Origin of the sequence: Streptomyces sp. NBC_00557, assembly GCF_036345995.1 — a bacterium.
Taxonomy (GTDB): Bacteria; Actinomycetota; Actinomycetes; order Streptomycetales; family Streptomycetaceae; genus Streptomyces.
In genome coordinates this window covers 6,988,123-7,006,773 of the sequence record NZ_CP107796.1, presented here as the reverse complement: position 1 = coordinate 7,006,773, position 18,651 = coordinate 6,988,123, and the positions used below count along the sequence as shown (strand labels likewise).

Here is an 18,651-nt window from a genome sequence, read left to right as displayed (position 1 = left end):
CTACCGACGGTAGCCGGGCGCTATCGCAGCGCCTCGCTCAGCGCCTGGTACGCCGGCTTGGGGTTCAGCTGCTCGTCCCACGGCAGGGCCGCGCCCTCGCCCGGGAAGACGCCCGGGATCCAGGAGTACTTGTCGGTGTAGTCCCAGATCGTGATGCCGACGCAGCGGCGGACGCGCAGACAGGCCTTGGTCAGATCCCCGTACCAGCTCGCCTGCTCGGCCAGCTTGTCGGCGGTCGCGGGCAGCTGCATCCGGACGTCGACCTCGGTGAGGGCGGTGTCCAGGCCCAGAGCGGAGAAGCGGCGCAGGTTGTCCTCGATGCTGGTGGGATAGCCGTACTGCAGCGCCAGATGGGTCTGGAAGCCGACGCCGCCGAGCGGCACGCCCTTCGCCTTGAGGTCCTTGACCAGCGCGTAGTAGGCGTCGCTCTTCGGGCCCACCGCCTCGATGTTGTAGTCGTTCAGGTAGAGCTTCGCGTGCGGGTCGGCCTCGTGGGCCCAGCGCAGCGCGTCGGCGATGTAGCCGGGGCCGAGGGTCTTGTACCAGAGGGTCTCGCGGTAGGTGCCGTCCTCGTTGAAGGCCTCGTTGACGACGTCCCACGAGTACACCTTGCCCCGGTAGTGCCGCACCTCGGTGGTGATGTGCTTCCTCAGCACCGCCCGCAGTTCGCTCGCGGTCCACTGCCTCGAGGTGAGCCAGTCGGGCAGCTGGCTGTGCCAGACCAGGGTGTGGGCGCGCACCTTCTGGTGGTTCTTCCGGGCCAGGTCGACGATCTGGTCGCCGTTGGTCCAGTCGAAGACGCCCTGCTGCGGCTCGGTGGCGTACCACTTCATGCCGTTGCCGGGCGTGATCATGTCGAACTGGCTGCCGAGGATCTTCGTGTAGGCGCTGTCGGTGAGCTCGGGGTTGTCGGTGGCGCTGCCGAAGTACCGTCCGTGGCGCTCGGCCAGGCCGGCGAGGGTCGGCTGGGTATGAGTCGGCGCGGCCTGGGCGGCGGGGCCGGTGGCGACGCCGGCGGCCACCAGGGCGGCCGCGAGGGCGGCGGCGACTCTGAGACGCGTGCTCTTTCCGGGCATGGTGCGACTCCTGACTCTCAAAGGGGTGGGCGGCCTTGACGGCACCGACGGGCACAAGCGGGCAGGGGTGCTTCGAAACATTCGAATGATCCACCGAACGCTTCGCCCGGCGACTCTAGGAAGGCGCACGAAGGGCGTCAAGGTGTCGTGCGGGAGATCGCGGGCGCGTAGTCGAACCAGTCGAATGCGGCGTGCCCTTCGGTGACGTACATCCCGATGACCCGGCCGGTGAATCCGGTGGCCACCTGAGTGGACAGATAACGCCCGTCCAGCTGGGCCAGTCGCACGGATCCCTCCGCGGTCTCGACGGAGAAGACGAGGGTGTCGGGGCCGCTCCCGGGCCCGGGATCCCGGGTCGCGCGCATGTCGACGGCCAGGGTCACGGGGCCCGCCGGCAGCGGGAGTTCGGCGACGCGCTGCCGCACCGGACCGATCCGTACGACGACGGCCGCGGTACGCGTGCCCACGCGGAGGCCGCCGTCCCCGGCCGCCTCCAGGTCGTCGGGCGAGCCGGCCTGCGGACCACTGCCCGCGCCGGCCGCGCCGCCGTTTGCCGTGCCCGCTCCGACGGCGTCGCCTCCGCCGGACACCTCGAGGTCGTAGTGGTGCTCCTCGTCCAGGCGGACGGACAGTCCGGCCCGGCCGGTGCCGGACTCCAGTCGGGCGGCGGCGCGGCAGTCGAGGTGCTGCTGGCGACGGCCGACGAAGGTGTGGCCGGGACGGTCGAGGCTGTCCCCGCCGGCGGTCAGCGTGAGCCGGCCGGGCCGCTCGGTGAGCGACCAGCACCCCTCGGGCCTGCGGCGCGGCGATATCCAGTACGGCGCGAGCACCGGCGAGGTGAAGTCGTCGCGCACCGGGGGCGGTTCGAGCGGGGACCAGGCGGCCGGCGCGGGATGCCGCTCGCGCACGGGACCCACCCGGGGCCAGCCGTCGGCCCACTCCACCGGCACCAGGAAGGTCTCCCGGCCGAGGACGTGGAACTCCGGGAAGTAGCCGCGCGGCCGGGTGCCGAGCAGCACCATCCACCAGGTGCCGTCGGCCGCCTGCACCAGGTCGGCATGGCCGGTGCACTGGATCGGCGAGCTCGAACCGCGGTGGGACAGCAGCGGGTTGCCCGGCGCCGGTTCCCAGGGGCCGCGCGGGGAGCGGGCGCGCGCGGCCGAGACACCGTGGCCCAATGCGGTCCCGCCCTCGGCGAGCAGCAGGTACCACCACTCGCCGATCCGGTACAGATGCGGCGCCTCGGGGTCCCTGAGGCCGGTGCCGGACCACATCGGCAGCGGGCCTTCGAGCACCTCGCCGGTGCGCGGATCGATCCGGGCCACGGTGACCCCGGCCATGGCGCACCAGCAGGAACCGTCCTCGTCCCAGGCCAGGTCGGGGTCGATGCCGGGCAGGTCGATCCACACCGGGTCCGACCAGGGGCCCTCGGGACGCTCGGCGGTGACGAGAAAGGTGCCGCCGGCGCCGACGCTCGTGGTGATGACGTGGAAGAGCCCGTCGTGGTACCGGATCGTCGGGGCGTAGACGCCGCCCGAGGCGGGCGTGTCGTCCGGCAGCGCCAACTGCCCCGGACGGTCGAGGACGTTGCCGATCTGGCGCCAGTGCACCAGGTCGCGGCCGTGGAAGACCGGGACGCCGGGGAAGTACTCGAAGCTGGAGCACACCAGGTAGTAGTCGCCCCCGACCCGGCACACGCTCGGGTCGGGGTGGAATCCGGGGAGGACGGGGTTGTCGTAGGTCCGCATGGTGGCCTCGAAAGGTTCGAAAGTTTCGATTGCGATCTCGAATCCTAGCGACCGCTGCCCCCATCGCCTACGGCCGGACCGCCGTGCGGAACCCGTTGAAAAAGACACCGTTCACCCGGCTGGTCGAATCGCCGGTACGGGAGTGGGATGGAAGGAAGCGAAGGGCTTGCAGGGTGGGCACGTCCGCGCGCGAGAAGCCCCGGCGTCGCCCGCGAGGAACGGTGGAGTGATGTCCGGTTACGACGCCTCGGCGGCCCCCCGTGTGGTGGTCGGTGTGAGCGGCTCCCTGGGCAGCGTCACGGCCCTGCGGCGGGCCACCGCGCTGGCCCGCCGGCTGGGAGCCGAACTGTGGCCGGTGCTGGCCTGGGAGCCGCCCGGCGGTGATCCGGCGGCGCGCCGCTCCCCCGCTGCCGGCCTGCTCGTCGAGGAATGGCAGCGGCTGGCCCGGCAGCGGCTGGCTGCCGTGCTGGAGGAGATCTACGGCAGCGACTCCCCCGGTGTGCCGATGCACGCGGTCGTGGTCCGCGGCGCTCCCGGACCGGCGCTGGTGGCGACGGCCGACCGCGAGGACGACGTCCTGGTCGTGGGCGCGGGCCGGCGCGGTCTGCAGCGCGCCTTCTCCGGTCGCGTCTCCCGGCACTGCCTGGCACACGCCGTCTGCCCGGTTCTCGCGGTGCCTCCGTCGCCCCTGGAGTCCGAACTGCTGTCCGTCCACCGGCGCAACACCTGGCATCTGCGCATGGACATCCGGAGGCTGTGACGGCGTGGGCCTGAGCGGATACGACGCGCTGCCCGGCGCGGGCGCGAGACCGCCAAAAGCGGTGCGGGTGCGAGACCACCATCGGAACGGGGCGGTCGAGCGGCTGAAGGGCCGAGCGACCCGCGCGGTGAGTCGCCGGCGGCGGCACGGCCTGTCGCCCCGGACGCCCGTCGCGCTGCCGTTGCGTCAAGAACCACCGCTGTGCCGTCAGAGCCCCGTCAAGGAGCGCCACGGGCGGGCTCCGGCGGCACCGGAACTGTCTAACGTCGGCTCCATGAGGCACTGCGACGACACCCGCACCCGATGGACCGGCCCCTCTCCGGCCGGCCCCGCCGGCTCGGTGTACGACCGCGACTGGGCGGCGGACGTGCGCAGGTCGATCCTCTGCGCCGGTGTGCTGCTGGCGCTGCTGCTGCTCATCGACCGGGCGGCCGGCTCCCTCACGTGGTGGCACGGTGCCCTGTGGGCGGGCATCGCCCTGCTGCTGTTCCTCGTCCTGTTCCCGGTACGGGTGTCGGCCGGCGCCGGCTGGCTGGCCACCCGCCGGCTGGTGCGCACCCGCCGGGTCCGCACCGATCTGCTGGTCGCCGTGCGGCCGTTGGACGGCGTCGCCCAGCGTCTGGTGCTGCGCGACACCCTCGGCAACCGGGCCGAGATCGACCCCGAGATCCTGATCCGCAACCCCGGCCTGTGGCACCTGCTCGACGAGGGCGCCCGGATCTCCGAGGCGGCCGGCACCCTGGCGTGCGGCACGACCGCCCTGCACCGCCTCGCCCGCCGCCTCGACAGCGAGACGGCCCGGGCTGTGTTCCGCGCCTCCGGCCTGGAGTAGCCGGGGAATCCCGTACGGCGATGCATCCGAGCGCCGCATCATGACGCTAGGTGGCCGATTGACGAGCCGACGGCTCGGCCGGCGAACGCCACCGCCGTACCCCCGGCACACGCCTCCGGCCTCCCCTTCTTGATGCGGCCCCGTCGCCCGCGGGCCATTCTTAACGCAAGATTGACGCCTCCCGGGCCCGGATCCGTGGGCCCAGGCATCACTCTCCGCATACGCTGGTGCCGCCGTCCGCGGGATGGCCGGAAAAGAGCTGAGCCGCACACAGGAGAGCCCCCGATGGCCACGACCGAACACCCCCCTCCCAGTCGCTTGCGCAACTGGATGCTGGAGGGCCTGTCCGACATGGGCAAGGGCGGTGGCCACACCGGACCGCACGCCGCGCCGGAACCCCCGCACAAGGGCCAGCGCTGGTACCGCGTGATGTGCCTGACCGGCGTCGACTACTTCTCGACCCTCGGCTACCAGCCGGGCATCGCGGCCCTGGCGGCCGGTCTGCTGTCCCCGATCGCGACCATCGTCCTGGTCCTCGTCACCCTCGCCGGCGCCCTGCCGGTCTACCGCCGGGTGGCCGAGGAGAGCCCGCACGGCGAGGGGTCGATCGCCATGCTGGAGCGGCTGCTGTCGTTCTGGCAGGGCAAGCTGTTCGTGCTCACGCTGCTGGGCTTCGCGGCCACCGACTTCCTGATCACCATCACCCTCTCGGCCGCTGACGCCTCCACCCACCTCGTGGAGAACCCGCACCTGACCAGCGCCCTGCACGGCCACCAGATGCTGATCACGCTGTTCCTGGTGGCGCTGCTCGGCGCGGTCTTCCTGAAGGGCTTCCTCGAGGCGATCGGTGTCGCGGTCGCCCTGGTCGGGATCTACCTCGCGCTCAACCTGGTCGTCGTGATCGTCGGCCTCTGGCACGTCGTCACCGCCGGGCACGTGGTCACCGACTGGACCGGGGCCCTGACGGCGGAACACGGGAACGTGTTCGTGATGGTCGGCGTGGCCCTCATCGTCTTCCCGAAACTCGCCCTCGGCCTGTCCGGCTTCGAGACCGGCGTCGCCGTCATGCCGCACGTCCAGGGCGACCCGGACGACACCGAGCAGAGGCCGACCGGCCGGATCCGGGACACCAAGAAGCTGCTCACGACCGCCGCGCTCATCATGAGCGGCTTCCTGATCACCACGAGCTTCATCACCACGCTGCTGATCCCGGCGGACGACTTCAAGACGGGCGGCCCCGCCAACGGGCGCGCCCTCGCCTACCTCGCCCACCAGTACCTCGGCGGCGCCTTCGGCACGGTCTACGACGTCTCGACCATCGCCATCCTGTGGTTCGCCGGCGCCTCCGCGATGGCCGGCCTGCTCAACCTCATGCCGCGCTACCTGCCCCGCTACGGCATGGCCCCGCACTGGGCCCGCGCGGTCCGGCCCATGGTCATCGTCTTCACGCTGATCGCGTTCCTGGTGACCTGGATCTTCGACGCCAACGTCGACAAGCAGGGCGGCGCGTACGCCACCGGCGTGCTGGTGCTGATCAGCTCGGCGGCGATCGCGGTGACCATCGCCGCGCGCAAGGCGGGGCAGCGCAAGTGGACGATCGGGTTCGGCGTGATCGCGGCGGTGTTCCTCTACACGACCGTCGTCAACGTCATCGAGCGCCCGGACGGCGTGAAGATCGGCGCCTGCTTCATCGCGGGCATCATCCTGGTGTCGTTCCTGTCCCGGCTGGCGCGTGCCTTCGAGCTGCGGGTGACCACCGTGACGCTCGACCCCCTGGCGGAACGGTTCATCCGGGACATGGCCAGCCGGAAGATGCGCTTCATCGCCAACGAGCCCGGCCACCGGGACAAGGCCGAGTACCGCGACAAGATCGAGCAGATCCGCGCCGACAACGACATGCCCGAGCAGGAGGACTTCGTCTTCGTCGAGGTCAAGATCACCGACCCCTCCGAGTTCGAGGCGAGCATGGCCGTGCGCGGCGAGGTCCTGCACGGGCGCTACCGGGTGCTCACTCTGGAGCACTCCTCCATCTCCAACGCCCTGGCGGCCTTCCTGCTGCACGCCCGGGACATGACGGGCTGCACCCCGCACATCTACTTCGAGTGGACCGAGGGCAACCCGTTCGCCAACTTCCTGCGCTTCTTCCTCTTCGGCCAGGGCGAGGTAGCCCCGGTCACCCGCGAGGTCCTGCGCGAGGCGGAGCCGAACCGCGAACGCCGGCCCCGGGTGCACACCGGGTGAGACCCCGCAAGGAGCCCCACGCCGACGCGTCGTCCCCCACGGCAGGCCCGTGTCCACGGATCCCCTGCCGTGGTCCTATCGTGACCGGCATGCAGTCCTACACGATCGGCCAGGCGGCGCGGCTGCTCGGCGTGAGCCCCGACACCGCCCGCCGGTGGGCCGACGCGGGCCGGGTGGCGACCCACCGCGACGAGGCCGGGCGGCGGCTCATCGACGGCAGGGACCTGGCCGCGTTCTCGGTCGAACTGGCCAAAGCGGGGGGCGGCGAGGACGACCACCCCTCCTACACCTCCGTCCGCAACGCCTTCCCCGGCATCGTCACGGCGATCAAGCTCGGCGACGTCGCCGCCCAGGTGGAGATCCAGGCCGGCCCGCACCGGCTCGTCTCCCTGCTGACCCGTGAGGCCGTCGAGGAACTGGGCCTGGAGGTCGGCATGGAGGCCACCGCGCGCGTGAAGTCCACGAACGTGCACATCGACCGCGTCTGAGCCCGTCCCCATGGTCGGCACCGGCCGAGCAGCGTCAACCCGCGGAGTGGCGCCGCACGGGCCATGGCGCGGATCCGCGCCGTTCACGGAGCCGACGCGTGGCCATCACGCGGGCCCGCGCCACTCACGCAGTCGGGCAGGTGGCCGCCGTACGAGCCTGCGCCGTTCACGGAGCCGACGCGTGGCCGTCATCCGCGCCGTTCACGCAGTCGGCGCGTGACCGTCACGCAGGCCCGCGCCACTCACGCAGCCCGCGCGTGACCGTCGTACACCCCGCGCCTCACCGAGCCGGCGCGTGGCCGAGTGCGGTGTGCGCCGGGCCGGTACAGCGGTAGCTGCCGTCCACCCGGATCGCCGTGATCCCGCTGATGTGCCGGGCCCCGCACCGGTCCTGCGGCAGCACCAGCTGAGGCCCGGCCGCGTCCAGCGGGGTGTCGTCGACGCACACGCCCAGCAGGACGGGCGCGTCCGCGAAGTCCGGGTCGATCTCAGCCCAGGAGAGCACCGCGTGGTGGCCGTCGGCGCCCGACACGGCGATGAGGTAGCGCAGCCGGTCCTTGCGCCGCACCGGGTCGAAACCGGGCCCCGCGTCGGCGAGGACGTCGTACAGACGCGGGCCGGTGAAGCGGTGGTGCTGGACGCCGCTGGTGGCGCACTCGAAGCTGACGTCCGCCCGGTGCTGCGGCCAGCGGAGCAGCTCCGGGACGGTCAGCCGGGCGGTCCGGGCGAGGTCGCCGGTCAGGGCGAGTCGGGCGAGCGTCATCGGCAGGCACCTCCCGCAGGACCGTACCCGCTGCCGGGTGGCGTCCAAACGCACATGCGAGCTCCATGTCACAAGTTCGCGGCCAATGCGATGCGACAGGGGGCTTATGCCTGGCAGATGCGGCAGTATCATCGCCGAGCGGCCGGGCTTCCCGGCCCCGACAGGGCGCGACCGTTGTTCCGCAGAGCACGAGGAGTACAACCGTGAAGACCCGTTCCGTGCGCCGGACCCGGCGGACACTGCAGCTGGCCGGTGCGGGAGCCGCCGCCCTGATGGCCCTCGGCGCCTGCTCCTCGTCCTCGAACTCGAAGGACTCGGCGTCGGGCGCGCCGGACGCCGCTTCACCGAAGCTGTCCGGCAACGTCACCGTGTTCGCCGCCGCCTCGCTGAAGGAGGGCTTCACGACCCTGGGCAAGGAGTTCGAGAAGGACCACCCGGGCACCAAGGTCAGCTTCAACTTCGGCGGCAGCGACACGCTCGCCGCGAGCATCACCGGCGGTGCCCCGGCGGACGTCTTCGCCGCCGCCAGCCCCAAGACCATGGCGATCGTGACGGACAAGAAGGACGCGGCCGGCACCCCGGCCACCTTCGTCCGCAACCAGCTGGAGATCGCAACCCTGCCGGGCAACCCGCACAAGGTGGCCGCTCTGAAGGACCTCACCGCGTCCGGCCTCAAGGTCGTCCTGTGCGACAAGACGGTGCCGTGCGGCGCCGCCGCCCAGAAAGCCCTGGACGCCGCCGGACTCAAGGTCACCCCGGTCTCCTACGAGCAGGACGTCAAGGCCGCCCTGAACAAGGTGGAGCTGAAGGAGGCGGACGCCGCGGTCGTCTACGAGACCGACGTGAAGTCCGCGGGTGGCAAGGTGGAGGGCGTGGAGTTCCCCGAGTCCGCCAAGGCGATCAACGACTATCCCATCGTGCTGCTGAAGAACGCGCCGAACGCCGCGGCCGCCAGGGCGTTCATCGCCCTCGTGCGGTCCGCCGAGGGCCAGAAGGTGCTCGGCGAGGCCGGATTCCTCAAGCCGTGACCTCGCTTCTCGAACCCGGCGCCGCGACCGGTCCCCGAACGGGCCGGCCGCGGCGCCGCCGCGTCGGCGCGGGGGGCCGGCGCGGAGTGCCGTTGCCGCTGCTGCTGCCGGGCCTGCTGGCGCTGGCGTTCCTGCTGCTGCCGCTTCTCGCGCTGCTCGTCCGCGCGCCCTGGCACAGCCTGCCGGAGCAGCTGTCCAGCACCGAGGTGTGGCAGGCGCTCCAGCTGTCGCTGGTCAGCGCCACGGCGGCAACGGCCGTCAGCCTCGTCCTGGGCGTGCCGCTGGCCTGGCTGCTGGCCCGCACGCAGTTCCCGGGCCGCGGGTTCGTACGGGCCCTGGTGACCCTGCCGCTGGTCCTGCCGCCGGTGGTCGGCGGTGTGGCCCTGCTCCTCGCGCTCGGCCGCAACGGGGTGATCGGGCGCTGGCTGGACGCCTGGTTCGGGATCACGCTGCCGTTCACCACCGCCGGGGTCGTGCTCGCCGAGGCGTTCGTCGCGATGCCGTTCCTGGTCATCAGCGTCGAGGGCACCCTCCGCGCCGCCGACCCGCGGTACGAGGAGGCGGCGACCACGCTGGGCGCGTCCCGCTTCACCGCGTTCCGCCGGGTCACGCTGCCGCTGATCGCGCCCGGCATCGCGGCGGGCGCGGTCCTCGCCTGGGCGCGCGCGCTCGGCGAGTTCGGCGCGACCATCACCTTCGCGGGCAACTTCCCCGGCCGCACCCAGACCATGCCCCTCGCGGTCTACCTGGCCCTGCAGAACGACCCCGACGCCGCGATCGCCCTCAGCCTGGTCCTGCTGGCGGTGTCGATCGCGGTCCTGGCGGGGTTGCGAGACCGCTGGATGACCACCTCATGACGAACGCCCACCCGCGCGACACGGACGGCCTGGACGCCCACCTCATAGTCGACCGCCCCGGCTTCCGCCTGGATCTCACCCTCACCGCCGCCCCCGGTGACGTCGTCGCCCTCCTCGGACCCAACGGCGCCGGAAAGACCACCGCCCTGCGCGCCCTCGCCGGCCTCACCCCGCTCACCGGCGGTCACCTGCGCCTGGACGGCACCGCCTTGGACCGCACTCCCCCGGAGTCCCGCCCGGTCGGCGTGGTCTTCCAGGACTACCTGCTCTTCCCCCACCTGTCCGCCCTGGACAACGTCGCCTTCGGCCCCCGCTGCCGGGGTGCGGGCAAGGCGGAGGCCCGCGCCCAGGCGGCGGCCTGGCTGGACCGGATGGGCCTCGCCGCGCACGCGGACGCCAAGCCGCGCCGCCTGTCCGGCGGACAGGCACAGCGCGTGGCCCTGGCCCGCGCCCTGGCCACCCGCCCCCGGCTGCTGCTCCTGGACGAGCCGCTGGCCGCGCTGGACGCCCGCACCCGCCTGGAGGTACGCGCCCAACTCCGCCGCCATCTGGCCGAGTTCGAGGCCGTAGCCGTCCTGGTCACCCACGACCCGCTGGACGCCATGGTGCTCGCGGACCGTCTGGTGGTCATCGAGCACGGCCGCATCGTCCAGGAGGGCGCCCCCGCGGACATCGCCCGACGCCCGCGCACCGACTACATCGCCCAGCTCGTCGGCCTCAACCTCTACCGGGGCCAGGCCGACGGCCACACCGTGCGGCTCGACGCGGGGCCCTCGGTCACCACGACCGAGGAGCTGAACGGTCCGGCGTTCGTGGCGTTCCCGCCGTCCGCCGTCACCCTGTTCCGGGACCGGCCCACCGGCGCCAGCGCCCGCAACCTCTGGCGCTGCGAGGTGGCAGGCCTGGAGACGCACGGCGACCGGATCCGCGCCGACCTCGGCGGCGAACTGCGGCTCGCCGCCGACCTCACCACGGTCGCCGCGGCCGACCTCGGCCTGCACCCCGGGTCTGCTGTCTGGGCGACGGTCAAAGCGACGCAGACGCACGCGTACCCGGCCTGAACGGGCGGGCGCTCTACGGTGAGTGTCCATGACCCTGAGCATCCGCAACCAGCTCCCCGGCACCGTCACCGAGGTCCACCCGGGCGAGGCCATGGCCATCGTCAGGCTCCGCCTGGACGGCGGCCAGCACCTCGTGGCGGCCGTCACCAAGGAGTCCGCCGACGAGCTCGCCCTCACCCCCGGCTCGCCCGTCCGCGCCCTGGTGAAGTCGACCGAGGTCTCGGTGGCCAGCCGGCGGGTGGAGGGCCTGTCGATCCGCAACCAGCTTCCCGGCGCGGTCACCGGCCTGACGACCGGCGCGGTCATGGCGACGGTGAAGATCTCCATCGACGGCGGCGTCCTGACCGCGGCGATCACCAAGGACGCGGTCGCCGACCTCGGCCTCTTCGTGGGCTCCGACGTGGTCGCCCTCATCAAGGCGACCGAGGTGTCCCTCGCCACGGCATGACAGGCCGAGGGCCCCGCCCGGAGTCCGGACGGGGCCCTGAAGGCAGCCGCTCGCTCAGTCCTCGTACGCGTCCAGCGGCGGGCAGGAGCACACCAGGTTCCGGTCGCCGAAGGCCTGGTCGATGCGGCGCACCGGCGGCCAGTACTTGTCGGCGGCCGACACACCGGCCGGGAACACGGCCTCCTCGCGGCCGTAGGCGTGCTTCCACTCACCGCCGAGCGCGCCCGCGGTGTGCGGCGCGTTCCGCAGCGGGTTGTCGTCCGCCGGCCACTCGCCCGCGCCGACCTTCTCGATCTCCGCGCGGATGGCGATCATCGCGTCGCAGAACCGGTCCAGCTCGGTGAGGTCCTCCGACTCGGTCGGCTCGATCATCAGCGTGCCGGCCACCGGGAAGGACATGGTCGGCGCGTGGAAGCCGTAGTCGATCAGCCGCTTGGCCACGTCGTCCACGCTCACGCCGGTCGCCTTGGTCAGCGGGCGCAGGTCGATGATGCACTCGTGCGCGACCAGGCCGCCGGGGCCGGTGTAGAGCACCGGGTAGTGCGGCTCCAGGCGCTTGGCGATGTAGTTCGCCGACAGCACGGCCACCTGGGTGGCCCGCTTCAGGCCCTCGCCGCCCATCAGACGGACGTACGCCCAGGAGATCGGCAGGATGCCCGCCGAGCCCCACGGGGCGGCCGAGATCGGACCGACGCCGGTCTCCGGGCCGGCGGCCGGCTGGAGCGGGTGGTTCGGCAGGTACGGCGCCAGGTGCGAGCGGACCGCGACCGGGCCGACGCCGGGGCCGCCGCCGCCGTGCGGGATGCAGAACGTCTTGTGCAGGTTCAGGTGGGAGACGTCACCGCCGAAGTGGCCCGGCTTGGCGAGGCCGACCAGGGCGTTGAGGTTGGCGCCGTCGACGTACACCTGGCCGCCGGCCTCGTGCACCTGCGCGCAGATGTCGGCGACGTGCTCCTCGAACACGCCGTGCGTGGACGGGTAGGTGATCATGAGCACGGCCAGCTCGTCGCGGTACTGCTCGATCTTCGCCCGCAGGTCCTCGACGTCGATCTCGCCGTCCTCGGCGGTCCTGACGACGACGACCCTCATGCCGGCCATCACGGCGCTGGCCGCGTTGGTGCCGTGCGCGGAGGACGGGATCAGGCAGACGGTGCGCTGCTCGTCGCCGTTGGCGCGGTGGTAGCCGCGTACGGCGAGCAGGCCGGCCAGTTCGCCCTGGGAGCCGGCGTTCGGCTGCAGGGAGACCTTGTCGTAGCCGGTGACCTCGGCGAGACGTTCCTCCAGCTCGCGGATGAGCGTGAGGTAGCCCTCGGCCTGCTCGGCGGGCGCGAAGGGGTGCAGCTGGCCGAACTCGGGCCAGGTGACCGGCTCCATCTCGGTGGTCGCGTTGAGCTTCATGGTGCAGGAGCCCAGCGGGATCATGCCGCGGTCGAGTGCGTAGTCGCGGTCGGCGAGGCGGCGCAGGTAGCGCAGCATCGCGGTCTCGGAGCGGTGCTGGTGGAAGACCGGGTGGGTGAGGTAGGCGTCGGTGCGCAGCAGCGCCTCGGGCAGGGTGTCCTCGGCGGTCGCGTCCAGCGCCTCGATGTCGGCCTCGACGCCGAACGCGGACCACACGGCGGCGAGCTGCGCCCGCTTGGTGGTCTCGTCGCAGGCGATCGAGACGTGGTCGGCGTCGACGAGGTGCAGGTTGACGCCGTTGTCCCGGGCCGCGGCGACGACCTGGGCGGCCTTGCCGGGCACGCGCGCGGTGACGGTGTCGAAGAACGCGCGGTGCACGATCTCCACGCCACCGGCCTTCAGGCCCTCGGCGAGGAGGGTGGCGTACCGGTGGGTGCGGCGGGCGATGGTCTTCAGGCCCTCCGGGCCGTGGTAGACGGCGTACATGCCGGCCATCACGGCGAGCAGCACCTGGGCGGTGCAGATGTTGCTGGTGGCCTTCTCGCGGCGGATGTGCTGCTCGCGGGTCTGCAGGGCGAGGCGGTAGGCCTTGTTGCCGTCGGCGTCGACGGAGACGCCCACGAGCCGGCCGGGCAGGCTGCGCGCGAACTTCTCGTGCACGGCCATGTAGCCGGCGTGCGGACCGCCGAAGCCCATCGGCACACCGAAGCGCTGGGTGGTGCCGACGGCGATGTCGGCGCCCAGCTCACCCGGAGAGGTGAGCAGGGTCAGCGCGAGCAGGTCGGCGGCGACCGTGACCAGGGCGCCCAGCTCGTGCGCCTGGTCGATGACCGGCTTGATGTCCCGTACGGCGCCGGAGGCGCCCGGGTACTGGATCAGCACGCCGTTGATCTCACGCTCGGCGACCTCGGCCGGGATGCCCTCGGAGAGGTCGGCGACGACGACCTCGACGCCGGTGGGCTCCGCGCGGGTCTGGATGACGGCGATGGTCTGCGGCAGCGCGTCCGCGTCGACCAGGAAGAGGCCCTTCTTGTTCCGGCCCATGCGGCGGGAGAGCGCCATGGCCTCGGCGGCGGCGGTGCCCTCGTCCAGGAGGGAGGCGCCGGAGGTGGGCAGGCCGGTGAGGTCGGCGACCATCGTCTGGAAGTTCAGCAGCGCTTCGAGCCGGCCCTGGGAGATCTCCGGCTGGTACGGGGTGTAGGCCGTGTACCAGGCCGGGTTCTCCATGACGTTGCGCAGGATGACGGGCGGCGTGAACGTCCCGTAGTAGCCCAGGCCGATCATGGAGTCGAGGACCTGGTTGCGGTCGGCGAGCGCGCGCAGCTCGGCGAGCACCTCGGCCTCGGTGCGGGCGCCGGGCAGGTCGAGGGCGTCGGCGTTCTTGATCACATCGGGCACCGCCGCGGCGGTCAGCTCGTCCAGCGAGCCGTAGCCGACGTGCGCGAGCATCTTCGCCCGCGCCTCCTGGTCGGGCCCGATGTGGCGCTGCTCGAACGGGATGCCCGCTTCGAGCTCCGAGAGCGGGATGCGGTGGGCGGTCATTGCGGAGGCCTCCTGGTCTGACGCGACCTTCGAGGGGCACCACTGCACGGGTGCCCGGACGGCCTCCCCCTCTGTCATCTCAACCTGAGAGCTTCACCGGGTCGCCCGAGGGCACCCGGTTTTCACCGTCGGTGAGAGCCGGTGCCGTCGGCACCCGCCCTGCTTTCCAGAGTGACCTCGTCCGTGCGGTACGTGAGCCTGAGAGATTCCGGGGAGGATTTGCTCCTTCGGCGCCTCCGAGGTGGTCGGAGGACTCTCCCGCACGGGGTCAGCAGCCGCTGTCAGCCTACCAGCGAGGTCAACGCCGGGGCCCTCGAGTGGCCGCCCGACTGAATGTGCTCTTTTGTAGTGCTTACGGATGAGTTGCGACCAAGTGGAGGGAGACGGACCGTGCAGACCGAGATCGATCCGCGCAACCTGATCGGCCGCAAGGCGTTCGACCGCAACGGCGCCAAGATCGGCACGATCGACGAGGTGTACCTCGACGACGCGACCGGCGTCCCCGAATGGGCGGCCATACGGACAGGACTGTTCTCCCGCGACGCCTTCGTCCCCCTGGAACCGAGCGAACTGATAGACGGCTCCCTCCACGTCCCCTTCGACCGCGCCCTGATCAAGAACGCCCCCGACTTCGGCGTGGGCCGCCACCTCTCCCCCGAACAGGAACTCCAGCTCTACCACCACTACGGCCTCGACGTGGTCTCACCCCCCTCGGTCCCGGACCACGACTTCGGCAGACTGGCGGGCTCGGAGGAGACCTGAAGGGCGAGATCCGGAACCAGCGGCAACGGATCGGCGGACTCCAGCGCGGGATCGTCGACGGAGAACGTCCGCACCCGCCCCGGAGGGGACTGCGGCGTCTCGAACCGCACGGTCACCCGGCCCAGCCCGCTCCCCTGCACCCACCCGTGCCCGTACTCCGCGTGCCTGACGTCCTGACCGGCCCGCCACGACCGCTCCTCCGGCTCCGGCCGCTCCGCCGTCACCTCGGCCCCCGTCTCCTCCGGCGTCTCCTCCGCCCGCGCGGGCATGGCCTGGGCGAACAGGTCCTCCTGGGTGTAGTCGGCGAGCCCGGAGACGCCCACACCGAGCAGCCGTACCCCGCCCGTGGTGTCCACGGAGTCCAGCAGCCGCGCGGCCGCCTCCCGCACCACCGCCGGATCGTCGGTCGGCCCCCGCAGCGTCTCCGACCGGGTCAGCGTCGAGAAGTCGTACCGCCGCACCTTCAGCACGATGGTCCGCCCCGACAGCCCGGCCCCCCGCAGCCGCCCCACGCACCGGTCGGCGAGCCGCCGCACCTCCAGCCCGATCCGCAGCCGGTCGTGGATGTCCACGTCGTAGGTGTCCTCGACCGACACCGACTTCGCCTCGCGCTCGGCCACCACGGGCCGTTCGTCGTGGGCCAGGGCCATGGCGTACAGCGCCTGCCCGTGTGCCTTGCCCAGCAGCCGTACCAGCTCGTCCTCGCCCGCCTCGGCCAGTTCCTCGACCGTGGTGATGCCGGCCCTGCGCAGATGGTCCCCGGTGGCCGGCCCCACCCCCGGCAGGGTCCGCACCGGCATCGGCCCCAGCAGCGCCCGCTCGGAGCCCGGCTCGATCACCACCAGCCCGTCCGGCTTGGCCTGCTCGGAGGCGATCTTGGCGAGCATCTTGGAGGCGGCGAGCCCCACCGATCCGGTGAGCCCGGTGACCGCCCGGATGTCCGCGCGCAGCTTGATCCCGGCCAGCCGCGCCGACTCCTCGTCCCAGGCGGTCCCGCCGGCCTCCAGGTCCACGAACGCCTCGTCCAGGCTGAGCGGCTCCACCAGCGGCGACAGCTCCCGCAGCAGCGCCATCACCTGCTCGCTGATCTGCCGGTACAGGCCGAACCGCGGCACCAGATACGCCGCGTTGGGCGCCAGCCGGCGCGCCTGGGCCATGGGCATCGCCGAGTGCACCCCGAACGCCCGTGCCTCGTACGACGCGGTGGCCACCACCCCGCGCGGACCGAGCCCGCCCACGACGACCGCTTTCCCGCGCAGGCTCGGCTTGGATGCCTGCTCCACCGAGGCGTAGAAGGCATCCATGTCGAGATGCAGGATCGTGGGCGCGTTTCTCACATCTCCGATGCTGCACCACGGCACTGACAATGCCGTGGTGCAGGCGGACGGCCGGTGGGCCGGGGCTCAGACCGCCCGGTTGCGGCGCCGTGCCAGCTCGTCCGCGGGGTTGGGCCCGACGAGGGTCTCGCCGGTGTCGATGCGCTCGCCGTGCAGCTGCGAGAGCGCGCTTTCCACGTCGCGCCAGACCACGCCGACGGCGATCCCGAAGATGCCCTGACCGCCCTGGAGCAGGGCGTGGACCTCGTCGGGCGAGGTGCACTCGTACACCGTGGCGCCGTCGCTCATCAGCGTCATCCGCTCCAGGTCGCGGAAACCGCGTTCCCTGAGGTGCTGCACGGCCGTCCGGATGTTCTGCAGCGAGACCCCGGTGTCCAGGAACCGCTTGACGATCTTCAGGACGACGACGTCGCGGAAGCTGTACAGCCGCTGCGTCCCCGACCCGTAGGCGGGCCGCACGCTCGGCTCTACCAGGCCGGTGCGCGCCCAGTAGTCGAGCTGCCGGTAGGTGATGCCGGCGGCCGCGCAGGCCGTCGGCCCCCGGTAGCCGATCTGTTCCGACGTCATGGAAGCCGCCCCTCCGCCGTTCGGCACCACCGTCGGCCGCTGCGGAGCGTGATCCACCGCGCTGCTGTGAACCGGGTACGGCCCGTTCTCCCCGAAACCACGCACGGGAGCACCCCCAGCCGTACCGTCGCCGCTGGTTCTCACGCCGACCTCCGTCCTTGACCTGCCTTCACGACGGTAGGCAGTCACCAGGGGTGCGTCAACGATCGCCACACTCGGCACGCCGAGTGATAATCACCCTAGGAGTGGTTTCCCGTGCCCCACCGCGGGGAAAGGCTAGCCGAATGCGCTCGGGGGAACGCCTAGGACGCTCTCACAGGCCGATGGCACGTGCCCGCGCAAGGCGTTGCCGAGGGCGCCTCCCCGGGCCCGGGTCGCCGCCCACCGGCCGTCCGCGCTCACCGGTTGCCCGTGCTCACCGGTTGCCCGTGCTCACTGGTTGCTCGTACCGAAGTCCTCGGGCGAGATCTGGTCGAGGAACTCGCGGAACTTCTCCACCTCGTCCTCCTGCTCGTCCGGAATGGCGATGCCGGCGTCGTCCAGCACCGTGTCACTGCCGTAGATCGGCGTTCCGGTGCGCAGGGCCAGCGCTATGGCATCGGAGGGGCGGGCGCTGACCTCGACCCCGCTGGCGAAGACCAGCTCCGCGTAGAACACGCCTTCCCGCAGATCGGTGATGCGTACCTCGGTCAGCTCCTGGCCTACGGCCTCCAGCACGTCCTTGAACAGGTCGTGGGTCAGCGGCCTGGCGGGGGCCATGCCCTGCTGGGCGAACGCGATCGCCGTCGCCTCTCCCGGCCCGATCCAGATGGGGAGGTAACGGTCGCCTCCCACTTCGCGCAGGAGCACGATCGGTTGGTTGGAGGGCATTTCGACCCGGACACCTACGACATCGAGCTCGTTCACACAGCAACCCTAGGCCGTGCTCGGGACGTTTGGGTAGTCGGGCCGGGAACAGGTGGCCGATCCGGGTCGCCGGCGGCCCCCGGCGGTCAGGGCAGCCGCACCCCGAGCGCGGTCTGCACCAGCGCCGCGTGCAGCTTCACCGTGAGCGCCGCCAGCTCCTTCGCCCGGGCCTCGGCGTGTGCCCTGGTCTGCGGGTTGCGGTGGCGCTTGAGCGGGGCCACGACCTGCTCCACCAGCCCGGCCTCGCGGTCGGCGGCGGCCTTCATCACCCGAAGGTGGCGTGGCTCGATGCCGTACCGGCCCAGTTCGGCGATGAGCGAGGCCACGGTGACCGCCTCGGCGTCGTAGGCCCCGTCGTGCAGCGGAGCGATGAGGCCGTACGACTCCCACTCCTCCAGGTCCGCCTCGTCGATCTCCGCGGCCGCCAGCAGCTCGGCTCTGCCCACCCGGGCCACCGTGGGCGCGCCGGTGGGCTCCGGGGCGTCCTCACCGGTGCGCTGGCGCCCCACCAGGGGCAGCTGGACGGCCTCGCCACGCTCCATGGCGTCCAGATGCTCGCGGATCACCTTGAGCGGCAGATAGTGGTCCCGCTGCATCCTGAGCACATGCGCCAGCCGCTCGACGTCCCTGGCGCTGAACTTGCGGTACCCCGCAGGGCTCCGCTGCGGCTCGATGAGCCCCTCCGACTCCAGGAAGCGGATCTTGGAGACGGTGACTTCGGGGAACTCGTCGCGCAGCACGTTCAGCACGGTGCCGATGCTCATCAGCCCGCTGTCCCTGGCGGCAGTACCGCTTCCGGCACCGCCGCTCGGTGTGTGAAGCATGGACCTTCCCTGG

At 72.0% G+C, this 18,651-nt stretch carries 17 protein-coding genes and 1 riboswitch; of the genes, 9 read left to right on the top strand and 8 right to left on the bottom strand.

Annotation, left to right across the window (positions count from 1 at the left end; genetic code table 11):
* Positions 1-20: 20 nt before the first annotated feature.
* Together OG956_RS30895 and OG956_RS30890 are read right to left on the bottom strand one after the other, a co-directional pair.
* Complete coding sequence (locus OG956_RS30895) at positions 21-1,076, bottom strand: endo-1,4-beta-xylanase (RefSeq protein WP_330341285.1); 1,056 nt, start codon at positions 1,074-1,076, stop codon at positions 21-23.
* A gap of 137 nt (positions 1,077-1,213) precedes the next feature.
* Positions 1,214-2,824, bottom strand: coding sequence for a glycoside hydrolase family 43 protein (locus tag OG956_RS30890; RefSeq protein WP_330341284.1), 1,611 nt, complete (start codon positions 2,822-2,824; stop codon positions 1,214-1,216).
* A 229-nt stretch (positions 2,825-3,053) separates the two neighbouring features.
* Between OG956_RS30890 and OG956_RS30885 the strand changes: the two genes are divergently transcribed.
* The 4 genes from OG956_RS30885 to OG956_RS30870 all read left to right on the top strand — a co-directional run bounded on the left by OG956_RS30885 (position 3,054) and on the right by OG956_RS30870 (position 7,145).
* A complete protein-coding gene (locus tag OG956_RS30885) occupies positions 3,054-3,584 on the top strand; it encodes a universal stress protein (protein WP_330341283.1) in 531 nt (176 codons plus the stop codon).
* A gap of 274 nt (positions 3,585-3,858) precedes the next feature.
* Positions 3,859-4,416 (top strand): hypothetical protein, encoded by a 558-nt coding sequence (locus OG956_RS30880; RefSeq protein WP_330341282.1) that lies wholly within the window; start codon positions 3,859-3,861, stop codon positions 4,414-4,416.
* A gap of 285 nt (positions 4,417-4,701) precedes the next feature.
* Entirely contained in the window at positions 4,702-6,657 is a 1,956-nt protein-coding gene (locus tag OG956_RS30875; RefSeq protein ID WP_330341281.1) for an APC family permease, read from the top strand.
* Positions 6,658-6,746: 89 nt separating this feature from the next.
* Positions 6,747-7,145: a TOBE domain-containing protein gene (locus tag OG956_RS30870; protein ID WP_330341280.1), complete on the top strand. Its 399-nt coding sequence runs from the start codon at positions 6,747-6,749 to the stop codon at positions 7,143-7,145.
* Positions 7,146-7,425: 280 nt separating this feature from the next.
* Here OG956_RS30870 and OG956_RS30865 read toward each other — a convergent pair whose 3' ends face one another.
* The gene (locus tag OG956_RS30865) at positions 7,426-7,908 is read right to left on the bottom strand and encodes a molybdopterin-dependent oxidoreductase (protein ID WP_330341279.1); all 483 of its coding nucleotides are present in this window, start codon (positions 7,906-7,908) and stop codon (positions 7,426-7,428) included.
* 203 nt (positions 7,909-8,111) lie between these two features.
* Between OG956_RS30865 and modA the strand changes: the two genes are divergently transcribed.
* The 4 genes from modA to OG956_RS30845 are packed head-to-tail and all read left to right on the top strand — an operon-like array spanning position 8,112 to position 11,302.
* A complete protein-coding gene (gene modA, locus OG956_RS30860; protein WP_330341278.1) occupies positions 8,112-8,936 on the top strand; it encodes a molybdate ABC transporter substrate-binding protein in 825 nt (274 codons plus the stop codon).
* On the top strand, positions 8,933-9,793 hold the full coding sequence (gene modB / locus OG956_RS30855) for a molybdate ABC transporter permease subunit (protein WP_330341277.1): 861 nt from the start codon (positions 8,933-8,935) through the stop codon (positions 9,791-9,793). Before modA ends, modB begins: the two co-directional genes overlap by 4 nt.
* On the top strand, positions 9,790-10,854 hold the full coding sequence (locus OG956_RS30850; protein WP_330341276.1) for an ABC transporter ATP-binding protein: 1,065 nt from the start codon (positions 9,790-9,792) through the stop codon (positions 10,852-10,854). The genes modB and OG956_RS30850 overlap by 4 nt, the downstream gene beginning before the upstream one ends.
* A 28-nt stretch (positions 10,855-10,882) precedes the next feature.
* Complete coding sequence (locus OG956_RS30845) at positions 10,883-11,302, top strand: TOBE domain-containing protein (RefSeq protein WP_330341275.1); 420 nt, start codon at positions 10,883-10,885, stop codon at positions 11,300-11,302.
* Positions 11,303-11,356: 54 nt separating this feature from the next.
* Here OG956_RS30845 and gcvP read toward each other — a convergent pair whose 3' ends face one another.
* Complete coding sequence (gene gcvP / locus OG956_RS30840) at positions 11,357-14,242, bottom strand: aminomethyl-transferring glycine dehydrogenase (protein WP_330341274.1); 2,886 nt, start codon at positions 14,240-14,242, stop codon at positions 11,357-11,359.
* Positions 14,243-14,418: 176 nt separating this feature from the next.
* Positions 14,419-14,513: riboswitch (glycine riboswitch) on the bottom strand.
* Between the two features lie 119 nt (positions 14,514-14,632).
* Here gcvP and OG956_RS30835 point away from each other — a divergent pair.
* Positions 14,633-15,004: a PRC-barrel domain-containing protein gene (locus OG956_RS30835; protein ID WP_330341273.1), complete on the top strand. Its 372-nt coding sequence runs from the start codon at positions 14,633-14,635 to the stop codon at positions 15,002-15,004.
* Here OG956_RS30835 and OG956_RS30830 read toward each other — a convergent pair.
* From OG956_RS30830 to ftsR, 4 genes are all read right to left on the bottom strand, one after another.
* Positions 14,926-16,341 (bottom strand): DNA polymerase IV, encoded by a 1,416-nt coding sequence (locus tag OG956_RS30830; RefSeq protein ID WP_330341272.1) that lies wholly within the window; start codon positions 16,339-16,341, stop codon positions 14,926-14,928. The genes OG956_RS30835 and OG956_RS30830 overlap by 79 nt on opposite strands.
* 66 nt (positions 16,342-16,407) lie before the next feature.
* Complete coding sequence (locus OG956_RS30825) at positions 16,408-17,052, bottom strand: MerR family transcriptional regulator (protein ID WP_330341271.1); 645 nt, start codon at positions 17,050-17,052, stop codon at positions 16,408-16,410.
* Between the two features lie 288 nt (positions 17,053-17,340).
* Positions 17,341-17,814, bottom strand: a complete 474-nt coding sequence (locus OG956_RS30820) for a bifunctional nuclease family protein (RefSeq protein WP_004934251.1) — start codon at positions 17,812-17,814, stop codon at positions 17,341-17,343.
* Between the two features lie 86 nt (positions 17,815-17,900).
* Positions 17,901-18,638 (bottom strand): transcriptional regulator FtsR, encoded by a 738-nt coding sequence (gene ftsR / locus OG956_RS30815; RefSeq protein ID WP_330341270.1) that lies wholly within the window; start codon positions 18,636-18,638, stop codon positions 17,901-17,903.
* Positions 18,639-18,651 lie beyond the last annotated feature (13 nt).

Bases quoted from the DNA above. Each gene is read 5' to 3' on its own strand.
- OG956_RS30895 (WP_330341285.1), bottom strand. From the start codon at position 1,076: ATGCCCGGAAAGAGCACGCGTCTCAGAGTCGCCGCCGCCCTCGCGGCC.
- OG956_RS30890 (WP_330341284.1), bottom strand. From the start codon at position 2,824: ATGCGGACCTACGACAACCCCGTCCTCCCCGGATTCCACCCCGACCCG.
- OG956_RS30885 (WP_330341283.1), top strand. From the start codon at position 3,054: ATGTCCGGTTACGACGCCTCGGCGGCCCCCCGTGTGGTGGTCGGTGTG.
- OG956_RS30880 (WP_330341282.1), top strand. From the start codon at position 3,859: ATGAGGCACTGCGACGACACCCGCACCCGATGGACCGGCCCCTCTCCG.
- OG956_RS30875 (WP_330341281.1), top strand. From the start codon at position 4,702: ATGGCCACGACCGAACACCCCCCTCCCAGTCGCTTGCGCAACTGGATG.
- OG956_RS30870 (WP_330341280.1), top strand. From the start codon at position 6,747: ATGCAGTCCTACACGATCGGCCAGGCGGCGCGGCTGCTCGGCGTGAGC.
- OG956_RS30865 (WP_330341279.1), bottom strand. From the start codon at position 7,908: ATGACGCTCGCCCGACTCGCCCTGACCGGCGACCTCGCCCGGACCGCC.
- OG956_RS30850 (WP_330341276.1), top strand. From the start codon at position 9,790: ATGACGAACGCCCACCCGCGCGACACGGACGGCCTGGACGCCCACCTC.
- OG956_RS30845 (WP_330341275.1), top strand. From the start codon at position 10,883: ATGACCCTGAGCATCCGCAACCAGCTCCCCGGCACCGTCACCGAGGTC.
- gcvP (WP_330341274.1), bottom strand. From the start codon at position 14,242: ATGACCGCCCACCGCATCCCGCTCTCGGAGCTCGAAGCGGGCATCCCG.
- ftsR (WP_330341270.1), bottom strand. From the start codon at position 18,638: ATGCTTCACACACCGAGCGGCGGTGCCGGAAGCGGTACTGCCGCCAGG.